At 40.0% G+C, this 21,037-nt stretch carries 13 protein-coding genes; 8 read left to right on the plus strand and 5 right to left on the minus strand.

Annotated elements, in window-relative coordinates; translation table 11 throughout:
• Positions 1-234: 234 nt before the first annotated feature.
• From coaD to R2S57_RS26085, 3 genes are all read right to left on the minus strand, one after another.
• Positions 235-696 carry a pantetheine-phosphate adenylyltransferase gene (gene coaD, locus R2S57_RS26075; RefSeq protein ID WP_316847852.1) on the minus strand — a complete coding sequence of 154 codons (462 nt, stop codon included), beginning with the start codon at positions 694-696 and terminating at the stop codon, positions 235-237.
• Positions 697-819: 123 nt separating this feature from the next.
• Positions 820-1,356: a 16S rRNA (guanine(966)-N(2))-methyltransferase RsmD gene (rsmD, locus tag R2S57_RS26080; RefSeq protein WP_316847853.1), complete on the minus strand. Its 537-nt coding sequence runs from the start codon at positions 1,354-1,356 to the stop codon at positions 820-822.
• The gene (locus R2S57_RS26085) at positions 1,347-2,153 is read right to left on the minus strand and encodes a DUF3822 family protein (RefSeq protein WP_316847854.1); all 807 of its coding nucleotides are present in this window, start codon (positions 2,151-2,153) and stop codon (positions 1,347-1,349) included. Before R2S57_RS26085 ends, rsmD begins: the two co-directional genes overlap by 10 nt.
• 367 nt (positions 2,154-2,520) lie before the next feature.
• Here R2S57_RS26085 and R2S57_RS26090 point away from each other — a divergent pair, with 367 nt between their 5' ends.
• The 3 genes from R2S57_RS26090 (at position 2,521) to R2S57_RS26100 (ending at position 6,156) form a co-directional block, all read left to right on the plus strand.
• On the plus strand, positions 2,521-3,660 hold the full coding sequence (locus R2S57_RS26090) for a putative sensor domain DACNV-containing protein (protein ID WP_316847855.1): 1,140 nt from the start codon (positions 2,521-2,523) through the stop codon (positions 3,658-3,660).
• Between the two features lie 264 nt (positions 3,661-3,924).
• Positions 3,925-5,358 carry an ATP-dependent RecD-like DNA helicase gene (locus R2S57_RS26095; RefSeq protein ID WP_316847856.1) on the plus strand — a complete coding sequence of 478 codons (1,434 nt, stop codon included), beginning with the start codon at positions 3,925-3,927 and terminating at the stop codon, positions 5,356-5,358.
• A 135-nt stretch (positions 5,359-5,493) separates the two neighbouring features.
• Positions 5,494-6,156, plus strand: coding sequence for an MCP four helix bundle domain-containing protein (locus tag R2S57_RS26100; protein WP_316847857.1), 663 nt, complete (start codon positions 5,494-5,496; stop codon positions 6,154-6,156).
• Positions 6,157-6,532: 376 nt separating this feature from the next.
• Here the strand turns inward: R2S57_RS26100 and R2S57_RS26105 are convergent, their stop codons facing one another.
• Positions 6,533-7,378, minus strand: coding sequence for a S1 RNA-binding domain-containing protein (locus R2S57_RS26105; protein ID WP_316847858.1), 846 nt, complete (start codon positions 7,376-7,378; stop codon positions 6,533-6,535).
• Between the two features lie 271 nt (positions 7,379-7,649).
• On the opposite strand from R2S57_RS26105, the gene R2S57_RS26110 reads away from it, so the two are divergent.
• The 4 genes from R2S57_RS26110 (at position 7,650) to R2S57_RS26125 (ending at position 13,035) form a co-directional block, all read left to right on the plus strand.
• On the plus strand, positions 7,650-8,252 hold the full coding sequence (locus tag R2S57_RS26110; RefSeq protein WP_316847859.1) for an LURP-one-related/scramblase family protein: 603 nt from the start codon (positions 7,650-7,652) through the stop codon (positions 8,250-8,252).
• Positions 8,253-8,530: 278 nt separating this feature from the next.
• The gene (locus R2S57_RS26115) at positions 8,531-10,267 is read left to right on the plus strand and encodes an ABC transporter ATP-binding protein (RefSeq protein WP_316847860.1); all 1,737 of its coding nucleotides are present in this window, start codon (positions 8,531-8,533) and stop codon (positions 10,265-10,267) included.
• Entirely contained in the window at positions 10,251-12,011 is a 1,761-nt protein-coding gene (locus R2S57_RS26120; protein WP_316847861.1) for an ABC transporter ATP-binding protein, read from the plus strand. The genes R2S57_RS26115 and R2S57_RS26120 overlap by 17 nt, the downstream gene beginning before the upstream one ends.
• Before the next feature lie 133 nt (positions 12,012-12,144).
• Positions 12,145-13,035, plus strand: a complete 891-nt coding sequence (locus tag R2S57_RS26125) for an SMP-30/gluconolactonase/LRE family protein (RefSeq protein ID WP_316847862.1) — start codon at positions 12,145-12,147, stop codon at positions 13,033-13,035.
• Between the two features lie 273 nt (positions 13,036-13,308).
• Here R2S57_RS26125 and R2S57_RS26130 read toward each other — a convergent pair whose 3' ends face one another.
• Positions 13,309-17,388, minus strand: a complete 4,080-nt coding sequence (locus tag R2S57_RS26130; protein ID WP_316847863.1) for a two-component regulator propeller domain-containing protein — start codon at positions 17,386-17,388, stop codon at positions 13,309-13,311.
• A gap of 654 nt (positions 17,389-18,042) precedes the next feature.
• Between R2S57_RS26130 and R2S57_RS26135 the strand changes: the two genes are divergently transcribed.
• On the plus strand, positions 18,043-21,027 hold the full coding sequence (locus R2S57_RS26135; RefSeq protein ID WP_316847864.1) for a TonB-dependent receptor: 2,985 nt from the start codon (positions 18,043-18,045) through the stop codon (positions 21,025-21,027).
• Positions 21,028-21,037: the final 10 nt, after the last annotated feature.

A 21,037-nucleotide genomic window follows, 5' to 3' on the forward strand; every position in this document is an offset into this window, starting at 1 on the left:
ACACCTGAATAACAATGATCTAACATCATTAAATATACGAAAAATAAACCGTAAATAATTGATATACAGGTCGTTATAATGTATTTTTTTATAAATAAATGTGTGTAAAGATTAGCTGAAAGAGGGGAATGATGATGGTGGTGTCAGATATTTCTATCTGACACAAATAAATACAAACTATAAATATGTACCTAAACGTATCTATCAGTCAGGTGGTAACACCTGAAAGCACAATTATAAAAAACTAAGTGCTTTTTTGGGTACAAATGGACTTACATCGCCGTGGTTTCTTAAAATATCGCGGACGATGGTAGAGCTAATGGCAGAATATTCGGGTTTGCTTAAAAGTAAAATGGTTTCTACTTCGGGCATCATGGTTTGATTGATCTGCGCAATGGCTCTTTCATATTCAAAATCTGCTGCCGAACGGATGCCGCGTACCATGTATTTGGCATTAATTTTTCTGCAGAAATCGACCGTTAAACCTTCATAAGTTTGGATTTCGATGTTCTGGTAACCTTTAAAAACGGTCTGTAAAATCTGAAGTCGTTGTTCTGCACTCAGGAAGTTCTGTTTCGAACTGTTTAATCCAATTCCAACCACTATTTTATCGAAAAGTGGTGTGGCACGTTGTAAAATGTTTACGTGAGCAATGGTGATCGGATCAAATGAGCCTGGAAATAGCGCTATCTTCATGATTCAAATATAGATTTTTATGCTGAAAGGAGAAATAGCCTAGCGCTAAATGCCTGGCGTTTGGAGCAGAACAAAAAAGTTTGCAGTTAACCATTTGCAGTTCGCAATGAACGAATGAACAATTTAACTAAATTCAAAGAAGCTAAATGATGAATTGCCGTATTTTCTGGTTTCGGTATAACCGGGCTGACTATTCAGTTTCATATTGCTTTGGTGTTCTACAATTAATAAACCATCGGGTTTTAGCAACTGTTGTTCTTTAACCATCACTGGAATTTGTGGGATATTCGGCATGTTATAAGGCGGATCGGCGAAAATCAGATCGTAAGCGCCAGTCATCTGTTTTAGTAATTTAAAAACATCGCCTTTGCGCACATCAATCTGGTTAAACTGATGTTGCTTTGCTGTATTTTTTACCCAGTTTACGCAGCCATAATCCATATCGACCGCTAAAATACTTTCTGCACCGCGTGAGGCAAATTCGAAGGTTAAATTCCCTGTTCCACAAAATAAATCGAGTACGGTACAGGTTTCAAAATCATATTTGTTGTTGAGGATATTGAATAGCGCTTCTTTGGCCATATCCGTTGTTGGGCGTACCGGTAAATTTGCAGGAGGCTGCAAACGGATGCCTTTTAATTTGCCACCAATTATTCGCATAAATCTAAAGCAAGCAGGCCGCTGAAATAGTGTTTTGGCATATCGGCCAATAATTCGCTATTCTGTTTTCCGGCTGGAAGGAAGAAATAAAGTTGATTAAAATATTTTAACAAACAGTTGTAATGCTCGTCATCTTCGTTTATGATACCTTGAATATAAACCGGAACGGCCTCAGTTAAACCCAATTGTTCAATCATTAACAATAAGAAATAATTAAACTCCTCTGCATTTTCTGATTCGTAATGATTTTGAAAAACAACCTTTTTACCTTTTGTATACAATACATTAAAAGATACTGCAGTAAAATCAATCAGTAGCGATTCATCAGCCAAATGGCTAAATAAAACCATTAAAGGTTCTGATTGTGGGAATACATTCGCTTTTTCGGGCAAATGGGCTTTCACGCTTTCGTTTAAACAAAAAACGGTGTTAAAGCCAAGGTCATCGTTATGTTTGGTGTAAATTTTTGCTTCTGTACCTAGATATTTAGAATAAACAGCTAAATTTTCCTCATCAAACCATTCGTCGGGAATAAAAAGGAAGTTTGAGGTATGGATGGCCGCTTTTACGGCTGCATAGTTTAAAGAAAGGTAATGATCGGTTTCGAAAGCTGATTTCAGTTCTTTCTGGACATCTTCACAACCTTGTTTATCAAAAATGACATGAATCTCTTCAGCATCCTTACTCACTACTGCATAAGAAAAGCTATCATTCGTTATTTTTAACAATAAATGGCAGTTTGCAGATGCACCAGCTTTAAAATTCGGGTCGACTAATAAGAGACTGTTGTTACTCATTGAAACAAAAATAGAGTTTTTTAAGGATTAACGGTAAGATGAGGTTAATTTTTTGGTTTTAACACGGAATGTGTGAGATTTTGCCACGGAGACACGGATTAGCACGGAATAATTTTCTACACCATGCTAACCAATTCCCTAATGAACAAGTGAACTATTGAACCCTATTTTTTTACCACCTAAGACATCTTAGTTCACTTGAGGGATTTATAATGGGCCAGAAATATACAATTCACTTTGTGTTCTTTGCGCCTTTGTGGTTAATCTCATTCTCTGCGTACTTTGCGGTTAAAACCTAAAGATTTTTTTACCAAAATCAAACCTTTCGGGTATTCAAAAATCGAAATATTCGGCTTAAATTCGGGACATGAGTTACAAGCCTACTTATAAAGCTGCAAACACGATTGCGGCTACTATTGAGCAACATTTTGTTAAGCTGCACAAAAATGCAATTGAACAGGGTGAGATAGATCTGGCTACTCAACCGGATAGTAAAATAATTGAAGCGATCATTGATGTGGCTTTTTGGAGCAGCCTGCGTAAGGAAGAAGGGCATTCGCCACGGATTTCGATTGCATTTTTACCTCCTGAACAAGCGTCAAAACCATTGCGTTTTGCAAAAAAGCTGGCCTTAAACGCCAATACCTTAACCAAAATAGCGCCCGGAATAGAACGTTCGGGCATCCACTTAGGCGTTTGGGAGGAGGATGGCGAACTGTATATCTGGGGCACAACCTTAAACATCCCTAATTTTTGTTTTGTTGTAGATGTTTCCGAACCTGGACTAATCGTAATCAAACACCGTAGGATTTACGGCATAGGTAAATTTACCAACGTAGCGGTATTAAAAGGAGAGCAGATCCGGATTGTAGACGACCGGAGCTGTACGAATAAAGACTGTCCGCCTATTTTACAGGCCTTGTTAGATCTAACTGTTCTGGCGAGCTGGAACGACCCGATCAATATCCTCATCCAGTTTTCGGTTTCTATGCGTGCCCATGGACGAGGCGGTGCCTTGTTAATTGTGCCCAAGGGCGATACGAAATGGGAAGAATCGATTATCCACCCGATACAATATCTGGTAGAGCCGCCATTTTGCGGTTTATCCAATCTGGCGAAACAAAGTGGTAACCAAAGTGAAATTTTCTCGCAGGGTGCTGTACGTCGCGAAGTTGACCATTTGGCCGGTTTAACGGCGGTAGATGGTGCAACGATTATCAATGAGGAGTTCGGACTGATCGCATTCGGTGCGAAAATCGGTCGCGCTAAAGGCAAACCAACGGTAGAGCAGATTGCCTTTTCGGAACCGATTGTTGGTGGTGAAGATAAGATTCTTTATCCTGGCCAGCTCGGTGGAACCAGGCATTTCTCTGTTGCGCAGTTTGTTAACGATCAACCCCAGTCTATCGGTTTGGTCGCTTCTCAGGATGGTCATTTTACCATTTTCAGTTATAGCAAAAAACAAAATATGGTAATGGCACATCGCATCGAAACCTTACTCTTATAACGAAAACTGTTTAATCGTTTTATTGTTGAGGCAAGGGTCGCTTAAAAAGAGCACTATATTTGCCTCCTAAACCGTATTGAAGCGGCATCCCACGATTTGAAATCCATTTTAATTTTTTCACAGGTTTAATCGGGGATACAGCGGAAAGACGGGCTAACGGAACCGATTAGCACAATAATTGCTTTTCAAAATAAAGATGTTATTTTTTAATAATGGTAGTTGAAAACAGTTAACCGATTAACCAATTTATACAATTAACCCTTAATGATTCAGAATAAAAGTCAGCTTATTGCTTCGGCATACGAACATACACCTACCAGGGAGCAATTGCTTTTTTGCGAGCGCATGTCGGTGTTTTTGCAACAGGATGATGAGTACCGTTGTTTTGTGCTGAAAGGTTATGCTGGTACGGGTAAAACCACCTCGGTTGCGGCTTTAGTAAAGGTTTTGAAACAATTTAACCTGCGTAGCGAACTTTTGGCTCCAACAGGAAGGGCTGCAAAGGTGATGAGCCAATATTCTTTTCGTAAGGCCTTAACCATACATAAACGCATTTACCGAAAACGATCGGCGGCATCGCCCGAAATGCAGTTTCAGCTGGCGCCAAACCTCTCCGAAAATACCCTGTTTATTATTGATGAGGCTTCGATGATTGCCGATGAATTTAATGAAACGGGCTCTTCAATATTAAGAGACCTGCTTGAGTTTGTATACAACACCAAAAACTGTTTTCTGCTTTTTGTGGGCGATACCGCACAGTTACCGCCCGTTGGGAGTTTAGATAGTCCGGCGCTGAACGAACAATATCTTAAAGATAAATTTGCCTTAACGGTTTCTTCTGTTGAGTTAAAGGAAGTGGTTCGCCAGGGCAAAAAATCGGGTATTTTGGCCAATGCTACCATGCTGCGGAACCAGATTGCCAAAAATCCTGAAAATCCTTTGCCTAAATTCCTGACTAAAAATTATACCGACATTTATAATATGCCGGGCGCACGTTTAGTTGAGGGATTGGAGTATGCTTACCGGAAATTCGGGATGGAAAATACGCTGGTGGTTTGCCGTTCCAATAAATCGGCCAATGTGTATAACCAGCAGATTAGGGCAAGGCTGCTGTATCGCGAAGAAGAATTGACAGGCGGTGATCAGATTATGGTGGTACGGAACAATTATTTCTGGCTGCCCGAAAATGAGGATACTGCTTTTATCGCCAACGGCGATATGGCAAAAGTGATCCGTGTGAGGGGAGAAGAAGAACGTTATGGATTCCGCTTTGCAGATGCTACTTTAGAATTTATGGATTTCCCTGCTGCCGGACAGATCAGCTGTAAAGTAATGCTGGATACCCTTAATCTGGAAAGCGCAAATTTGCCATATGAGCAAAATAAAAAGCTTTTTGACGGTCTTAATGAAGATTATGAACACATTGCCAATAAACGGCAACGGATGCTGGCCATTAAAGCCGACCCTTTTTATAATGCCCTGCAGATTAAATTTGCTTATGCAGTTACCTGTCACAAAGCCCAGGGTGGGCAATGGGATGCGGTTTTTGCTGATCAGGGTTACCTAACAGAAGAAATGATTGATCTAGATTTTCTCCGCTGGCTGTATACGGCCGTAACCAGAGCCAAAAAAGAGTTATATTTAGTCAATTTTGCACCACAGCTTTTTGCGAAGACGGCGCTAGAGGACTATTTTTAGGGAATACCGTCATGCTGAATTTATTTCAGCATCTATCTTATGAAGAGATCCTGAAATGAATCCGATAGCTATCGGATCAGGGTGAGGATCTAAGTGAGGTATAATTACTAAGACGTTTAGAAACTAACCAATTATATGATGAAATTTGCCTTTAGCCTCAAAAACAAGCTGAAAATTGCTTTTTTACTTTTCTGTATCATGTGCTGCACCTTATTGATCCGGTTTTTGGAAGATAAAAGTGTAGAAAAGATTAATGAATCATTTATTTCAATGTACAACGACAGACTTGTTCCGGCTACAGATTTATACTTTATAGCAGAGAACCTGTATTATAAAAGTGAAATTCTTCAGGAAGCATTATCAGGAAATCCCTCAACCGGAATAGTGAAGATGAATAAACACAACCGGAGAATTGATTCGGTTATTAATAAATACGAGCTTACCTTATTGGTGAAACAAGAAAAAAGCTTTTTGAACGACCTTAAAAAGGCATTGGTTGTACAACAAGGTTTAGAAGTGAAAATATTGAACATTGCCGGAGCGGAGGGCAGGGCCATTTATGAATCGATGGGTAGAAATGCGGCAAACCAAACGCTGGCCAAACTCTCGGCACTGATTAAGATACAATCCAAGGTTGGTAATGAACTGATCAAAGGATCAGAAATATTTGTTTCGGGCACAAAAGTTTACTCTACGCTACAGGTCATTTTGGCCATCGTGATCGGGATTATGATCGTGGCGATTGTTTCAGCTTCTAATGCGGTGAAGATTCAGAGCGATAAGTTTAATTTGAACTAAGTTTCATTACCATTTTGCCACGCCCGCCTGAACGGCAGGGCAGGGAGGTACGGGAATCACGGAAAAATATGTCGATTCCGTGTTAATCTGTGTTTCCGTGGCTAACTAAGTTTCGTCATCCTCAACTGTAGTGGAGAGGTCTGTAGAATAGATTTTTGATTACTCATGATTTGTCGCCACCTACGGCGGGAAGCTTTCATGACCCTCATGATTGCTCGTTGCATACTGCAGGAGGGTTTCATGACCCTCATGATTGCTCGCTGCACACTGCAGGAGGCTTTTATGACCCTCATGATTGGTCGCTACCTACGGCGGGAATCTTTCATTATTTTTGCTCCGCCCGCCTGAACAATCGGGCAGGCGGGGCTAATTAGTTTTATTCTGCTTCGTCGTCAGTAATCAATCTGATCGAATCGTCAGAAAGTATGATTAAACGCTCCTTATACAATGAGCCAATGGTTTTTTTGAAGGCACTTTTACTGATCTGGAAACGGTGATAAATATCTTCAGGAGAACTTTTATCGCCCAGTTCGATTACACCGCCGCTCTTTTTCAATTCTTTCAGCATCATCTCTTTCGAATCGAGGATATGGCCATAACCACTTGGTTGCAGGGTTAAATCAATCTTGCCTTCTACACGGATTTTCTTGATCCATCCCTTGCGCATTTCACCCGGTTGGATGTTATCAAAAACCTCGTTATTATACAATAAACCAATGTAAGTGTTGTTGATGATGGCGTTAAAACCAAGATCGGTTTCTTCGGTAATCAATAAACTCACTTCATCACCTTCTTCAAAATCGAAGCCATCTTCTTCCACAAAATCGTAGAGTTTAGAAGAAGCCAATAAGCGGTCGTTACTTTCGTCGAGATATAGGTAAACCACATATTTATAGCCTTTTTGCATCGGCCTTTTTTGTTCGCGGTCTGGCACATATACGTCTTTATCGATACCCAGATCCATAAACACACCGTCATCACCATCAGAAACTACTTTCAAAAAAGCAAAGTCGCCTACTTCGGCATAAGCTTTTTGAGTTGTTCCGGTTAAACGGCCATCTTTTTGTACAAAAACAAAAACGGTAATGTTATCGCCTATTTCTACGCCATTTGGAACGTATTGGTAAGGCAGGATTACCAGTTTATCGCCGTCGGTTAAGTTTAATCCAGCTTCTGTTTTGCTTAAAATCCTTAACTCGTTGTATTTTCCTATTTCAATCATGTGTTTTGGGTTTAACCATTTTCTTCAATGGCTTTTGCTGCAAAGTTAACAATGTTTAGCGGCAAATTGGTTTTTAAATCGTTTGGAAAGGTGCTGTAGTCTTTCATCGGGAAATGTAGCCGGGCTGTTCGCTAAATCCCCGATGAAAAATCGGGGCATATCGCTGCCATCCCGTTTAAAATGAGCGCTTGTGTTGCGAATACACCTAATTAGAACTTGCAGTGAAAAAAAATATATATTTTAGCGGCTTATCTAATATTAAATCTACAATATGAACAAGCAGATTCCTCCATTTTTTTTAAGCGACGAGTATTTTATTGATGAGAAAGTAAACTTTTTAAAGTTTGCAAACGAGTACAAAGTGTATAACGATCAGGGCGCTCAGATCGGGATTATTAAACAGCGTATTTCTGGCTGGCAAAAGGCTTTAACCTTATTGATTGATAAGCGTATGATGCCTTTTAAATTAGAAATTACCGATACCAACGACCAGCTACAGGCCACCATTACCAGAGGCTGGACGTTCTGGATGTCGAAAATTATTGTTACCGATCCGCTTGGTGTTGAAGTGGGTATTATTAAACAAAAATTTAAGTTCTTTAAACCCACTTTTACCATTTCGAGTCCAACATCGGGTGAGGAGATTGCCAAAATATCTGGCGATTGGAAGGCCTGGAACTTTAGCATTACCAATAATGCAGGTGCTGAGATGGGCAAAATAAACAAAAAATGGGCTGGCGCTTTGAAAGAAGTTTTCACTACGGCCGATAAATACAATGTTTCTATCGATCCCAGTTATGCCGAAAGTAATCAAAAGGTTGCGATTGTAGCCACAGCGATTACCATTGATATGGTTTTGAAGGAAAGCAAATAATTTAAATGACTGAATGATTGAATGATTGAGTGATTGAATGTAAGGAAGATTGATTTAATTAAAATCCCGCTAAAACATTCACTCACTCAAAATTCAATCACTCTCTAATTAATTATTGAATGAGTGGATAATTGAATGTAAGGAAGATTGATTTAATTAAAATCCCCCTAAAACATTCACTCACTCAAAATTCAATCATTCTCTAATTAATTATTTTCTCATTTAATCATTTCTTTCGGCTAAATTTGGCATCTACAATTTAAGGTATCTTCATTGATATGGAAAAAACCAAAGGAGCCAAAAAGCCGAGTATCTTCAGTTTACTTGGAAATTACAGGGGCTTAATTTTTATGCTGATCCTCTTTGCATTACTCAGTAATGGCATCAACCTGCTTTTACCGAAGATTATTGCAAGCGGTATCGACTCTTATACCAACAAAACTTTCAATCTTCAATCCATCCTGTTCCAGTTTTCATTGGCGATTGTACTGGTTTTTATCTTTACTTATTTACAGAGTATTGTACAAACCTATGCTTCTGAACGTGTGGCTAGAGATTTGAGAACCAGGTTGTCTGATCAGATTTCGCGACAGAGCCATGCCTATATTATTCAGGCTAACCCCTCGAAACTGCTCACCAACCTTACTGCCGATGCCGATTCGATTAAGATGTTTGTTTCGCAGGCTATCGTTTCCATTTGTTCATCTATCTTTTTAATTGTTGGCGCCAGCATTCTGCTGCTCATGATCAACTGGAAACTGGCACTTTGTGTAATCGCCATTGTACCGATTATTGGCGGCGCGTTTTTCTATGTATTGAGCAAGGTTAGGGTACTTTTCAAAAAGAGCAGGGAGGTGATAGACTGGTTGAACAAGGTCATCAGCGAAAGTATTTTGGGATCGGCATTAATCCGCGTAATCAATTCACAGGCATTAGAATACAATAAGTTTTTAGATGCGAATGCCAAAGCAAGGGATTTAGGGATTTCCATTCTCCGCATGTTTGCGGCACTGATTCCGGTTATTGTTTTTACCGCCAATTTATCTGGTTTATGTATTTTGGTTTTGGGTGGTCACTTTGTAATTACCAATTCGATGACCCTGGGAGAGTTTACCGCCTTTAGCAGTTACCTTACCCTTATTATATTCCCCATTCTGGTAATCGGTTTTATGAGTAATGTGATTGCACAGGCCACGGCCTCTTACCAAAGGATTGAAAGTGTACTCAATGCGGCGGAGATCAACCATCCCGGTACATTAACTACACAGTTGAATGGGGATGTGGAAGTGAGAGATATTAGCTTAAACTTTGGACAAAAACCAATTTTAAAATCGGTTTCATTTTCGGCAAAGCCAGGTTCTAAAACTGCGATAATTGGTCCAACAGCTGCGGGAAAAACACAACTGCTTTATATTTTAACGGGGTTGATTGATGCCGATTCGGGCGCGGTATTATTTGATGGTGAAGAAATTAAACAATATAACCAGGAAAATTTTCACCAGCAGGTAGGTTTTGTATTCCAGGACAGCATTATGTTTAACATGAGCATCAGGGAAAATATTGCCTTTAGCGATACCGTTACGGATGAATCTCTGGCCAAAGCCATTGCCACTGCCGAACTTAAAGATTTTGTAGATGCCTTGCCCGATCAATTGAATACCATTGTTTCGGAAAGGGGTAACAGTCTTTCAGGCGGACAAAAACAACGGATTATGCTGGCCAGGGCCTTGGCTGTGAATCCTAAAATTTTGTTGCTTGATGATTTTACAGCCCGTGTAGATACGAACACGGAAAAAAGGATTTTAGAGAATATCCAGCAGAATTACCCTGGCTTAACTTTACTTTCGATTACCCAAAAAATAGCTTCTGTTGAACATTACGACAAAGTGATCTTGCTGATGCAGGGCGAAATCATTGCAGAAGGAACCCATCAGGAATTGCTGAAAAGCAGTCCTGAATATGTTCAGATTTACAATTCACAACAGAGCACCAGCAACTATGAACTACAATCTTAACCAGCTTGGCACCAAGCAGGAAAAGCAATCTACTTATAAGGCGTTAAAGAGTCTGCTTAAACTCATCTCTGCTGAGCGGAGAAATCTTTGGCTGGCGTTGATTGCCATTTTGGTGAACTCGGGTTTATTGCTTTTAGGTCCGCTATTGGTAGGCCATACCGTTGATACCTATATCCGTACCAAACAGTTTCATGGTGTGCTTATTTTCGGCGGTATATTATTGGTGATGTATATGATTGCCATGGTTACCGGTTATACCCAAACCAGATTAATGGGCGGGGTAGGCCAGCGCATGTTATATACTTTACGCAATGCCATTTTTAATAAATTACAGGAATTGCCCGTTTCGTTTTTTAACCAGAATAAAGCTGGCGATCTGATCTCAAGAGTGAATAACGATACCGATAAACTCAATCAGTTTTTCTCACAGTCGTTAATGCAGTTTATTGGTAGCATCGTAACCATGATCGGTGCCGGTATTTTCCTGCTTTCGATTAATGTTGAATTGGGTGCGGCAACATTGTCGCCTGCAGTGGTGATTGTACTTTTTACGGTGGCTTTATCGCCATGGGTAAAAGGAAAGAACGCCAAAAACTTAAAAAGTGTTGGCGGAATGAGTGCCGAAATACAGGAAAGCCTGAACAATTTTAAGGTGATCATTGCATTTAACCGAAGAGATTACTTTAGAAAACGTTTTGATGAGGCCAATACCGAAAACTATAAAACGGCCATTGGCGCAGGTTTGGCCAATAATATTTTTGTACCGGTTTATGGTCTGCTATCAAGCATCGCGCAGTTGATTACCTTATTATTCGGGATACATCTGATTTCTACAGGCAACTTTACATTGGGTTTATTGGTGAGTTATATTGCTTATACCACCAATTTTTATAATCCGCTAAGGCAACTGGCTGCCCTTTGGACCAGTTTTCAGGTGGCCATGGCGAGTTGGGACAGGATATCGCAGATCTTATCCTTAGAAAGCAATCTGAAACAGATAGCGGTAAATGAAACCGTTACGTCTGATGCTTTACTGGAGTTTAAAAACGTACATTTTTCTTACGACGATAGTAAGGAAATTCTCCACAATATTAATTTGAAGTTCGAAAAAGGAAAAACCTATGCGCTAATTGGTCCAACCGGAGGAGGAAAAACCACTACGGCTTCGCTAATCTCCCGTTTATACGACGCCACAAAAGGAACGGTTTTGTTAAATGGTAAAGATATCCGTTCTTTTTCTGCTGAGGAAAGAACACAAAAGATCGGTTTTATTTTACAGGAGCCATTTTTATTTACCGGAACAGTAAAAGAAAATATTTTGTATGGCAATAGTCAGTATAAAAATGTAAGTGATGCGGAACTGGAGAAAATAATTGAAGAAGCTAATCTGAACGCACTATTGGCCATATTTGATGAAGGATTAAATACACCGATTACTTCCGGATCAGACAGTATCAGCCTGGGGCAGAAACAATTGCTTGCCTTTATGCGTGCGGTTTTACGTAATCCTGAATTATTGATCCTTGATGAAGCTACAGCAAATATTGATACCATAACCGAACAGCTTTTGGGCAGCATTTTGAATAAACTTTCGAAAGAAACTACCCTTGTGATCATTGCCCACCGTTTAAATACCATCGGAAATGCCGATGAAATCTATTTTGTAAACGAAGGGGAGGTGCAAAAGGCGGGAACACTGAACGATGCACTAAACATGTTACTGAAAGGGAAGCGGGTAAGTTAATATCTTTACATTGGTTAGTCGGGATTTGTAATCTCGACTGTTTGAGTTGTGGATTTGCAATCCACCAAAGGATTAAAAATCCTTAGTTCATATGACGGGATTACAAATCCCGACTAACAATAATAAAACACAAATGAAAAAATATTTCTTCTCTCTGGCATTTTCTGCCTTAAGCATGGTCTCTTTTGCACAAAGCAATGGTCAAAATCTTTTTGTTCAGGACAGTTTAAAGGTGATTTCTGCACAGTTTAAGTTTACAGAAGGTGCATCGGTTGATAAAAAAGGCAACGTTTTTTTTACCGATCAACCCAACGATAAGATCTGGAAATATGGCATTGATGGCAAACTAAGCTTGTATATGGATAAATCAGGCAGGGCAAATGGTACTTATTTCGATAAGAAAGGCAACCTGATTGTTTGTGCGGATGAAAACAACCAGATCTGGTCTATCGATAAAAACAAAAAGATAAAGGTACTCTTTAGTGATTATGAGGGTAAAAAGGTAAACGGGCCAAACGATATCTGGTTAGATGCGAAGGGCGGTATTTATTTTACCGATCCTTATTATCAACGCGATTACTGGACGCGTAAATCGCCTGAAATCGAGGGACAGAAAGTATATTATCTTCCCAAAGGAAAAAAAGAAGCCATCGTAGTTGCTGATGATGTGATTAAACCCAATGGTATTGTAGGTACTCCGGATGGTAAATTATTATATATAGCCGATATGAACGCTAATAAAACATACCGTTATCGCATTGGTGCCGATGCCAAATTAACAGACAGGCAACTTTTTGTTAACCAACATTCGGACGGGATGACTTTAGATAGCAACGGGAACGTTTATGTCACTGGAAAAGGAGTGAACATTTACAAGCCTAGCGGAGAAAAAATTGGGCATATTGATGTACCCGAAGAGTGGTGTGGGAACATTTGTTTTGGTGGAAAGAACAAAAATATGTTGTTTATCACGGCTTCAAAATCGCTTTATGTAATTCCAATGAATGCAAAAGGAATAGAGTAATCACTCATTATAGCCGTTTAACGGCACATAAAGCCAAAATAATAAAGATGAATTGAGTGGAAATTTTTTTCTGTTCAGTTTATTCAAACCCGAAAAATATTAAACGCATTAATTAGTTTTGGGCTTCCTACTTATAGGGATAGACGACTATGAAAAAGCCCTCTCAGGATTGAAGGGCTTTTTTACTTTTACAGGCATCCTTAAAATAAGATTTCAGGCTAAGTAGTAATAGGCCCTTCGACTCCGCTCAGCGTGACAGATTGATATTCAATTTTAAGATTTAAGGTTTTGCATATAACCTGTTGGTGTTACCCCAAATTCTTTTTTAAAGGCCTTGGTGAAGTACGATTGTGTTTGTATGCCGATCCGGTACATCACCTCTGTCATTAATACATCTTCGGTTTTCATAATCTCTATGGCTTTTCTAAGTCGTGCAGAACGTACAAATTCCCCGATAGACTGACCTGTTATCGATTTTATTTTCTGGTATAACTTGGTTCTGCTCATGCCGATTTCTTTACAGAGATAGTCGATATCCATTTCAGGGTTGATCATTTCAGCATCAATAATCGACAATAATTTAGTGATGAAAGCTTTGTCTCTTTCCGAATGGGCAAGTGCTTTGGGTTCGGTATCTTTATTTTTTAAATAGTGATCTTTCAATTTCTGCCTTTGCTCAAAAATGTTTTTGATGGTGAGCTGCAACAGGTTAATGTTGATGGGTTTGGTGAAATACAGATCAGCCCCCGACTCGGCACCTTCAATTTCAGCTTCAACACTATTTTTCGCCGTAAGCATTAAAAATGGAATATGGCTGGTTTCAATATCTTCCTTAATACGCCTGCAAAAATCGGTTCCATTCATTCCAGGCATCATTACATCACTGATAATCAGGTCTGGTAGGTTATTTTTAGCCTGTTCAAGTCCCGAATGGCCATCCGAAGCTTCGGCAATGCTGTAAAAGGGGCTTAAGGTATCCTTTAAAAATGTTCTTAGCTCTTCATTGTCGTCTACAATCAGGATACTTGTGGCAACATCTGCAGGTGTCTGTTCTATACTGGCATGTAGCACCTCAGTTTCCGAGCGATAATTGATGCTTTCTAATCGTGTTCCTCCAGGTTCATTATTTTGGCTAAACTGTTCGTTTTGTGTATAATCCGCTTTGCTACCTGGGATACCGATAATAATTTCTGTTCCATTATTCCGTTCGCTGGATACCTTTATTAATCCTTTATGGAGGATAGTTAGGCTTTTTACGAAAGCCAAACCAACTCCTGAGCCCAGATGTGTTTCGGTAATCCGGTAATAACGTTCAAATAAATGCTGGATAGAATCTTTAGAAATCCCGATTCCACTGTCGATTACGCGGAAAAAGATATAAGAATTGGCTTCATAATCACTTTTGATTACCAATTGGTTTTCGAAAGCCGGTTGGTGGGCATTAAGATCAGTAAAAACCTGAAGTTTAAGTGTTCCTCCGGATTTAGTGTATTTGATGGAATTGTTGATCAGGTTGAGGATGATTTTTTCGATCACCTGCCTGTCGAACCAGATATCGGCAGGGATATTTTCCTTTTCTACGGTAAAGCTGAGCTCTTTTTTAGCGGCCATTTCCGAAAACTCTTCGGCAACCTCATCGATAAACAGGTTGAGGTTGCCATTTACTACGTTTAACTTTAAAGCCCCTGAAGCCGTTTTTCTGAAATCCATCAGTTCGTTAATGAGCCTTAATAAGCGGTTGGCGTTGCGGTGGATTGTATTGTAGTATGTTTGGAAGCTTTCTTGCGTATCTTCTCTTAACAGGCGTTCTATCGGCCCTAGTATTAATGAAAGTGGTGTGCGGAACTCATGCGAAATGTTGGTGAAAAACTGAAGCTGTGTTTGATGCATTTCTTCCCTTTTTTCTTCTTCGATTTTTCGGATTTCGAGCCTGCGTTTAAAACTTAATGCTAAATAAGTTAAATATAAAGCGGTGACAATAACAATGAGCCTAAACCACCAGGTTGCCCAAAACGGAGGATGGATTACGATTTTTAACACAGTGCCATTTGTATTCCAAACATTATCATTGTTTGATGCTCTTACGCTAAAGGTATACGTTCCGGGATCGAGGTTGGTGTAAAAGGCCTGTTTCACATGGCCTGCAAAAATCCAGTCTTTATCTTCACCTGCTAGTCTGTAGGCATAATTGTTATTTTCGTTCGCTACGTAATTTAGACTGGCAAAACGGAAAGATATGGAGGCCTGGTCATAATCCAGCTCGATTTCTCTGGTGTAGCTAATGTCGTTTTCCAGAACAGAGCCTTCGGCATTGGGCAAAATCTTTTGATTGAAAATCTGAAACTCCGTGAGGTAAACGGGGGGAATAAACCTGTTGGTTTTGATATCGCCGGGAAAGAATGAATTGAAGCCATTTATCCCGCCAAAAAACATTTCTCCATCCCGAGTTTTTAAATAAGCATTGGTCTCGAATTCAAGCCCTTGTAAACCATCGCCGGTATTGTATTTTTTAAAGGTTTCGTTTTGTGGGTTAAATCTGGTTAATCCATGAGCAGTAGATATCCAAAAATTGCCTTTATCATCCTCGATAATTCCTTTTATAAATTCGGTAGATAGGCCTGCCTTAGTGGTATAAAGCTCAAATTTGTTTTTGGTCCGGTTAAAACGGTAAAGTCCAGCCTGACCGACCCACAAATTTCCTTTGCTATCGATAAAAATTACCCTTAAATCCGGCTTTTTTCCATTACCCATAAAATAATGGGTAAACACTTGCGTGTTGAGGTTATAACAGTTTAAACCACCATCATCAGTGCCTATCCACAGGTTTTTATATTGATCTTCATTAATGGAAACAATGTTGTTGCCCGATAACTGACTGCCGTTTTTTCCTTCCGTAATGCGTTTAAACAATTTGCTTTGCGCGTCAAAAAGATTGAGCCCGCCATAATAGGTGCCTATCCAAATGTTTCCGTTGCTGTCTTCGAATGATTTTTGAACATAATCCGAAGAAATGGAGCTCGGATTGGCACTGTGGTTAAAACGGGTAAAAGAGCCATCGCTGTGCATCAGGTTTAATCCACCGGCCCATGTACCCACCAGTAACATGTTGTTTTTTACCTCTGTAATATCGAGGATGGCATCGGCCCCAATGCTATTTTGGTTAAAAGGATTGTAGCGGTGGTGAATAAAAGTTTTACTGGTTTTGTTATAGATATCGAGTCCGCCACCATCTGTTCCGATATAAATATTGCCGGCTTTATCCTCATGGAAAGCCCTCACGTCATTATAACTTAGGCTGTTTTTGTTAGGCTCCTGACGAATCAGCTTAAATTTTTCAGCTTGTGGACTGTATAGATTTACTCCACCGCGGTGTGTACCAATCCATAAGTTTTCCTGCTGATCGATAAAAAGCGACGAAACGGTACGTTGCGATAAACTGAAAGCATTACCAGGTTCATTCTGGTAATGCGTAAATGTTTCGGTGTTTGAATTAAAAAGGTTTAAACCTCCGTTGATGCCACCTATCCATAAGTTTTTTTCTTTGTCGAACACAATGGCCCGCACCAGATTGCTACCGATACTGTTGCTGTTTTTTTCCTGATGCTGGTAGGTTTTAATGGTATTCTTGTCTGGGTCGAAATGGATTAAACCATTTTCTTCTGTTCCAAACCAGAAAGAACCATTTGGATCTTTTTTAATTACCCTAAAACTTTCCTTTTCCAGGCCTTTTATGGCCATTACATTACCCGATTTTGGATTTAAAACACGAATGCCCGCATCGGTGGCCATCCAGATATTTCCGCTGGTATCGCAGTATAAATCATTGATATAATCTGTTCGGTCGGTTTTTAGCTTGGATTGATAGAGGTAGGGTTTAAAGATATTCGATTTTTGATCAAGTAAGTTGAGTCCGTTGCCATAAGTACCTACCCAGATTCCTTTATTGGTTTCTTTAACCGAGGTAATGATGTTATTGGTCTGATTTTTTTTGTCTTTGGCCCGATAAGTTAAAAAGTTGTTCTTTTCGGCATTAAACTTATTCAATCCGTCTGAAGTACCGATCCATAAGATATGGTTTTTATCTTCAAAGATGCACCTGATAAAATTATCGCTGATACTGTTCTCGTTTTTGCTGTGTTTAAAAACGGTGATCTGGTTGCCATCGTATTTATTCAGGCCATCGCGTGTGCCAAACCAAATAAAACCCCGGTGATCTTGAAATATACATTCGATAGTGCTGTTCGATAATCCGTCTTCTACACTAACATGTTTAAACTTTAGGTTTTGTGCGCCAACGTCTCCTATCGAAAAAATAAAGAGGAGCAGGAAAAAGGATTTCGTTAGCGTATTCATTTAAAGGTTTGGTCAGGGAGTTCTGAAGCGATAAAGATAATTGATTTTTTAGCAACGTTTGTTAAAATTGCTGTGGTAGTTCTTTTCTTTTGCATTAGGATCCCCGCCTGCGCGGGGATGACGCATGAGGGGATTAGTGCGATCGTCATTCCCAACCCGATTGGGAATCTTAACGCTGTGTTAGGCTTGCAGGTTGCATTAGGGTCCTTGCCTGCGCGGGGATGACGCGTGAGGGGATTAGCGCGATCGTCATTCCCAACTTGATTGGGAATCGTAATGCTGTGGTAGGTTTTTCTTACGCATTAGGATTCCGGCCTGTGCGGGGATGACGAATGAGGGGTTAGAGCTGTCGTCATTACCAACTTGATTGGGAATGGTAATGCTGTGGTAGGTTTTTCTTACGTATTAGGATTCCGGCCTGTGCGGGGATGACGCGTGGGGGGATTAGCGCGATCGTCATTACCAACCCGATTGGGAATCTTAACGCTGTGTTAGGCTTGCAGGTTGCATTAGGGTCCCCACCTGCGCGGGGATGACGTATGAGAGGGTTAAACCAATAATATGTCGATTAGCACAAAAGAAATGAACAATAGCACAAGACGGATAATGGGATAAATCCTTGATTTGTATCGTTAATTCTAACCATAATATTCTATGCACATTTTTACATCTTTCATCAAGAGTAACAAGCGGATGTTAATGCTTTTACTACTGATTTTTACCCATGGCTATCTTTTTGCTCAACAGGCTATCATTACCGGTGTTGTTAAAACAGCACCCGATAATTTGGGTATGCCTGGCGTAAGCGTTCGCTTAAAAGGAACAGCGATTGCTACCTCAACTGATGCCAATGGAAACTTTAGCATTAAGATACCAGCTAAAGCGGGTATCCTCGAATTTACCTCTGTGGGTTATAAAGTACAGGAAGTTCCTGTTTCTAAAACCACTGCTTTAAACATCACTTTAATGGAAGATGCTTCTACTTTAAATGATGTGGTTGTGGTAGGTTACGGAACTACGCGAAAACAAGACCTTACAGGCTCTGTAGCCGTTGTAGGGGTGAAAGATTTTCAAAAGGGAAGTATCAGTACACCAGAACAGATGTTGTCGGGTAAGGTGTCGGGCGTTTCGATTACCTCAAACAGCGGTCAGCCGGGAAGTGGGAGTACGATCCGTATCCGTGGTGGTTCTTCTTTAAATGCGAGTAACGATCCTTTGTTTGTAATCGATGGCGTACCCTTAGAAAGTGGTGGCGTTTCGGGGGCATCCAATCCTTTAAGTTTTATTAATCCGAATGATATTGAAACTTTCACGGTGTTAAAAGATGCCTCGGCAGCGGCCATTTACGGTGCCAGGGCGTCTAATGGGGTAATCATCATCACCACAAAAAAAGGATTGGGCGATGCCTTAAAGGTGACCTTTAATTCAGTGAATTCTGTTTCCAAATTAAGCAAGCAGCTAGATGTACTAAGTGCTGATGAAATCCGCTCCATTGTGAACGCTAAAGGTACCTCGGCACAAAAGGCGCAATTGGGAACTTTTAATACCAACTGGCAGGATTTGATTTACCAGGATGGTTTTTCTACTGATAACAACATCAGCATTAGCGGAGGAATTAAAAAACTGCCTTACCGTTTATCGCTGGGTTATCAAAATCAAACAGGTGTATTAAGGACGGATGAGTTGCAGAAAACTTCGGCAGCTGTTGTTTTCAACCCAAGGTTTTTTGATAATCATTTAAAACTGGATATCAACCTGAAAGGAAGTATGCAGAACACACGTTTTGCAAATACTTCGGCAATCGGTGGAGCGGTAAGTTTCGATCCTACGCAGGCTACTTATACCAACCGATCTGATTATAATGGTTATTGGGAGTGGTTAGATCCAAGTACACCAACCGGCCTGGTTAATTTGGTTGGCCGTAACCCGGTTGGGTTGTTAGAACAAAGGGAAGATCGTGCAAAACCAATGCGCAGCATTGGTAACCTTCAACTGGATTATAGTTTTCACTTTTTGCCAGAATTGCATGCCAATTTAAATGCCGCTTATGATGTTGCTTCGGGTAAAGGAACGGTTTCTGTAGATCCAAATGCCGCCGAATCTATTTTAAGCAATGGCGTAAGCAATCAATATAAGCAGAACAGAAGAAATACCGTTCTGGATTTTTACCTGAACTATATTAAAGAATTTAAATCGATTAAAAGTAGGGTAGATGCCACCGCAGGTTACTCTTACAATGATTATTTAACAACACAGTATAACTATCCAAGTTTTGATGCTTTTGGGAATAAAGTAGTGAATTCTGATCCTGCTTTTGCTTTTAACAAACCCCAATACCGTTTGATTTCTTACTTTGGAAGATTAAATTACAACTATGATGATCGGTTCCTGTTAACGGGAACAATCCGTCGGGATGGTTCATCCCGTTTCGGTCCTTCTTTTAAATATGGCGTTTTCCCATCTGCGGCCTTAGCCTGGACGATTAAAAATGAATCTTTTCTGAAGGATAGCAAAATCGTTTCTGCATTAAAACTGCGTGTGGGTTACGGCATCACCGGTCAGCAAGATGGGATTGGCAATTACGGATACATGTCTACCTATGGTTTGAGCGCCTTAAATGCCTCTTATCAGTTTGGCAATACCTTTTACCAGATGTACCGCCCAAGTGCTTACATCGCCAACATCAAGTGGGAAGAAACTGCAACGGCCAACATTGGTTTAGATTTCGGATTTTTGGATAACCGCATTACGGGTACTCTCGAAGTTTACCGCAAAAAAACCAGCGATTTATTGAATTTAATTCCCCAGCCTGCCGGAACAAACTTTGCCGCAACGGCAATTGTAAACGTGGGCGATATGGAAAACAAAGGCGCCGAGTTAACCCTGAATTTTAACCCAATAAAAGAGAAAGATTTCAATTGGGATTTTAGCTTCAATGCCACGTATAACAAAAATACGATTACCAATTTAACGGTGGTGCCAAACGATCCTAATTATGCGGGTTTCCCTAGCGGAACCATTGCTGGTGGTGTTGGCGGACAAAATGCCTTTATCAATGCCGTTGGCGGACCTAAAAATACTTTCAATCTGTTCGAACAAACTTACGACCAGAATGGCAACCCGATTGAGGGGGTATATGTAGATCAGAATGGCGATGGTGTCATCAATCAGAACGATTTCAAAAAAGGAAAACAGGCCGATCCAAAAGTATTTCTGGGTTTTAGCAATAATTTAAGCTACAAAAAGTGGAACCTTTCTTTCACCCTAAGAGCCAACTTAGGTAATTATGTATACAACAATAATTATAGCCAGAGCGGTAATTTAAACCAGATTTTGGGTACAGCAGTTATTTTAAATGCTTCACCAAATTACCTCACCACAAACTTTAAAACGCAGCAGTTACTGAGCGATTATTATGTCCAAAATGCTTCTTTTTTAAGAATGGACAATGTTAATCTGGGTTATGCTTTTGGGAAAATCTTAAAAACCAAAGCAAACTTAGGTTTAACTGCCAGTGTACAAAATGTGTTTGTAATCACCAAATACAAAGGTTTAGATCCAGAGGTGGCCTCTGGTGTGGATAATAACATTTATCCCCGACCACGTATTTTCTCTTTAGGCTTAAATGTTAATTTCTAGGATGATGAAC

Origin of the sequence: Pedobacter psychrodurus, assembly GCF_032678585.1 — a bacterium.
In the GTDB taxonomy this organism is placed as follows: Bacteria; Bacteroidota; Bacteroidia; order Sphingobacteriales; family Sphingobacteriaceae; genus Pedobacter; species Pedobacter psychrodurus_A.

Coding starts and splice junctions, on each gene's coding strand:
- R2S57_RS26085 (WP_316847854.1), bottom strand. CDS start 2,153: ATGAGTAACAACAGTCTCTTATTAGTCGACCCGAATTTTAAAGCTGGT.
- R2S57_RS26130 (WP_316847863.1), bottom strand. CDS start 17,388: ATGAATACGCTAACGAAATCCTTTTTCCTGCTCCTCTTTATTTTTTCG.
- coaD (WP_316847852.1), bottom strand. CDS start 696: ATGAAGATAGCGCTATTTCCAGGCTCATTTGATCCGATCACCATTGCT.
- R2S57_RS26135 (WP_316847864.1), top strand. CDS start 18,043: ATGCACATTTTTACATCTTTCATCAAGAGTAACAAGCGGATGTTAATG.
- rsmD (WP_316847853.1), bottom strand. CDS start 1,356: ATGCGAATAATTGGTGGCAAATTAAAAGGCATCCGTTTGCAGCCTCCT.
- R2S57_RS26125 (WP_316847862.1), top strand. CDS start 12,145: ATGAAAAAATATTTCTTCTCTCTGGCATTTTCTGCCTTAAGCATGGTC.
- R2S57_RS26110 (WP_316847859.1), top strand. CDS start 7,650: ATGAACAAGCAGATTCCTCCATTTTTTTTAAGCGACGAGTATTTTATT.
- R2S57_RS26115 (WP_316847860.1), top strand. CDS start 8,531: ATGGAAAAAACCAAAGGAGCCAAAAAGCCGAGTATCTTCAGTTTACTT.
- R2S57_RS26100 (WP_316847857.1), top strand. CDS start 5,494: ATGATGAAATTTGCCTTTAGCCTCAAAAACAAGCTGAAAATTGCTTTT.
- R2S57_RS26090 (WP_316847855.1), top strand. CDS start 2,521: ATGAGTTACAAGCCTACTTATAAAGCTGCAAACACGATTGCGGCTACT.
- R2S57_RS26095 (WP_316847856.1), top strand. CDS start 3,925: ATGATTCAGAATAAAAGTCAGCTTATTGCTTCGGCATACGAACATACA.
- R2S57_RS26105 (WP_316847858.1), bottom strand. CDS start 7,378: ATGATTGAAATAGGAAAATACAACGAGTTAAGGATTTTAAGCAAAACA.
- R2S57_RS26120 (WP_316847861.1), top strand. CDS start 10,251: ATGAACTACAATCTTAACCAGCTTGGCACCAAGCAGGAAAAGCAATCT.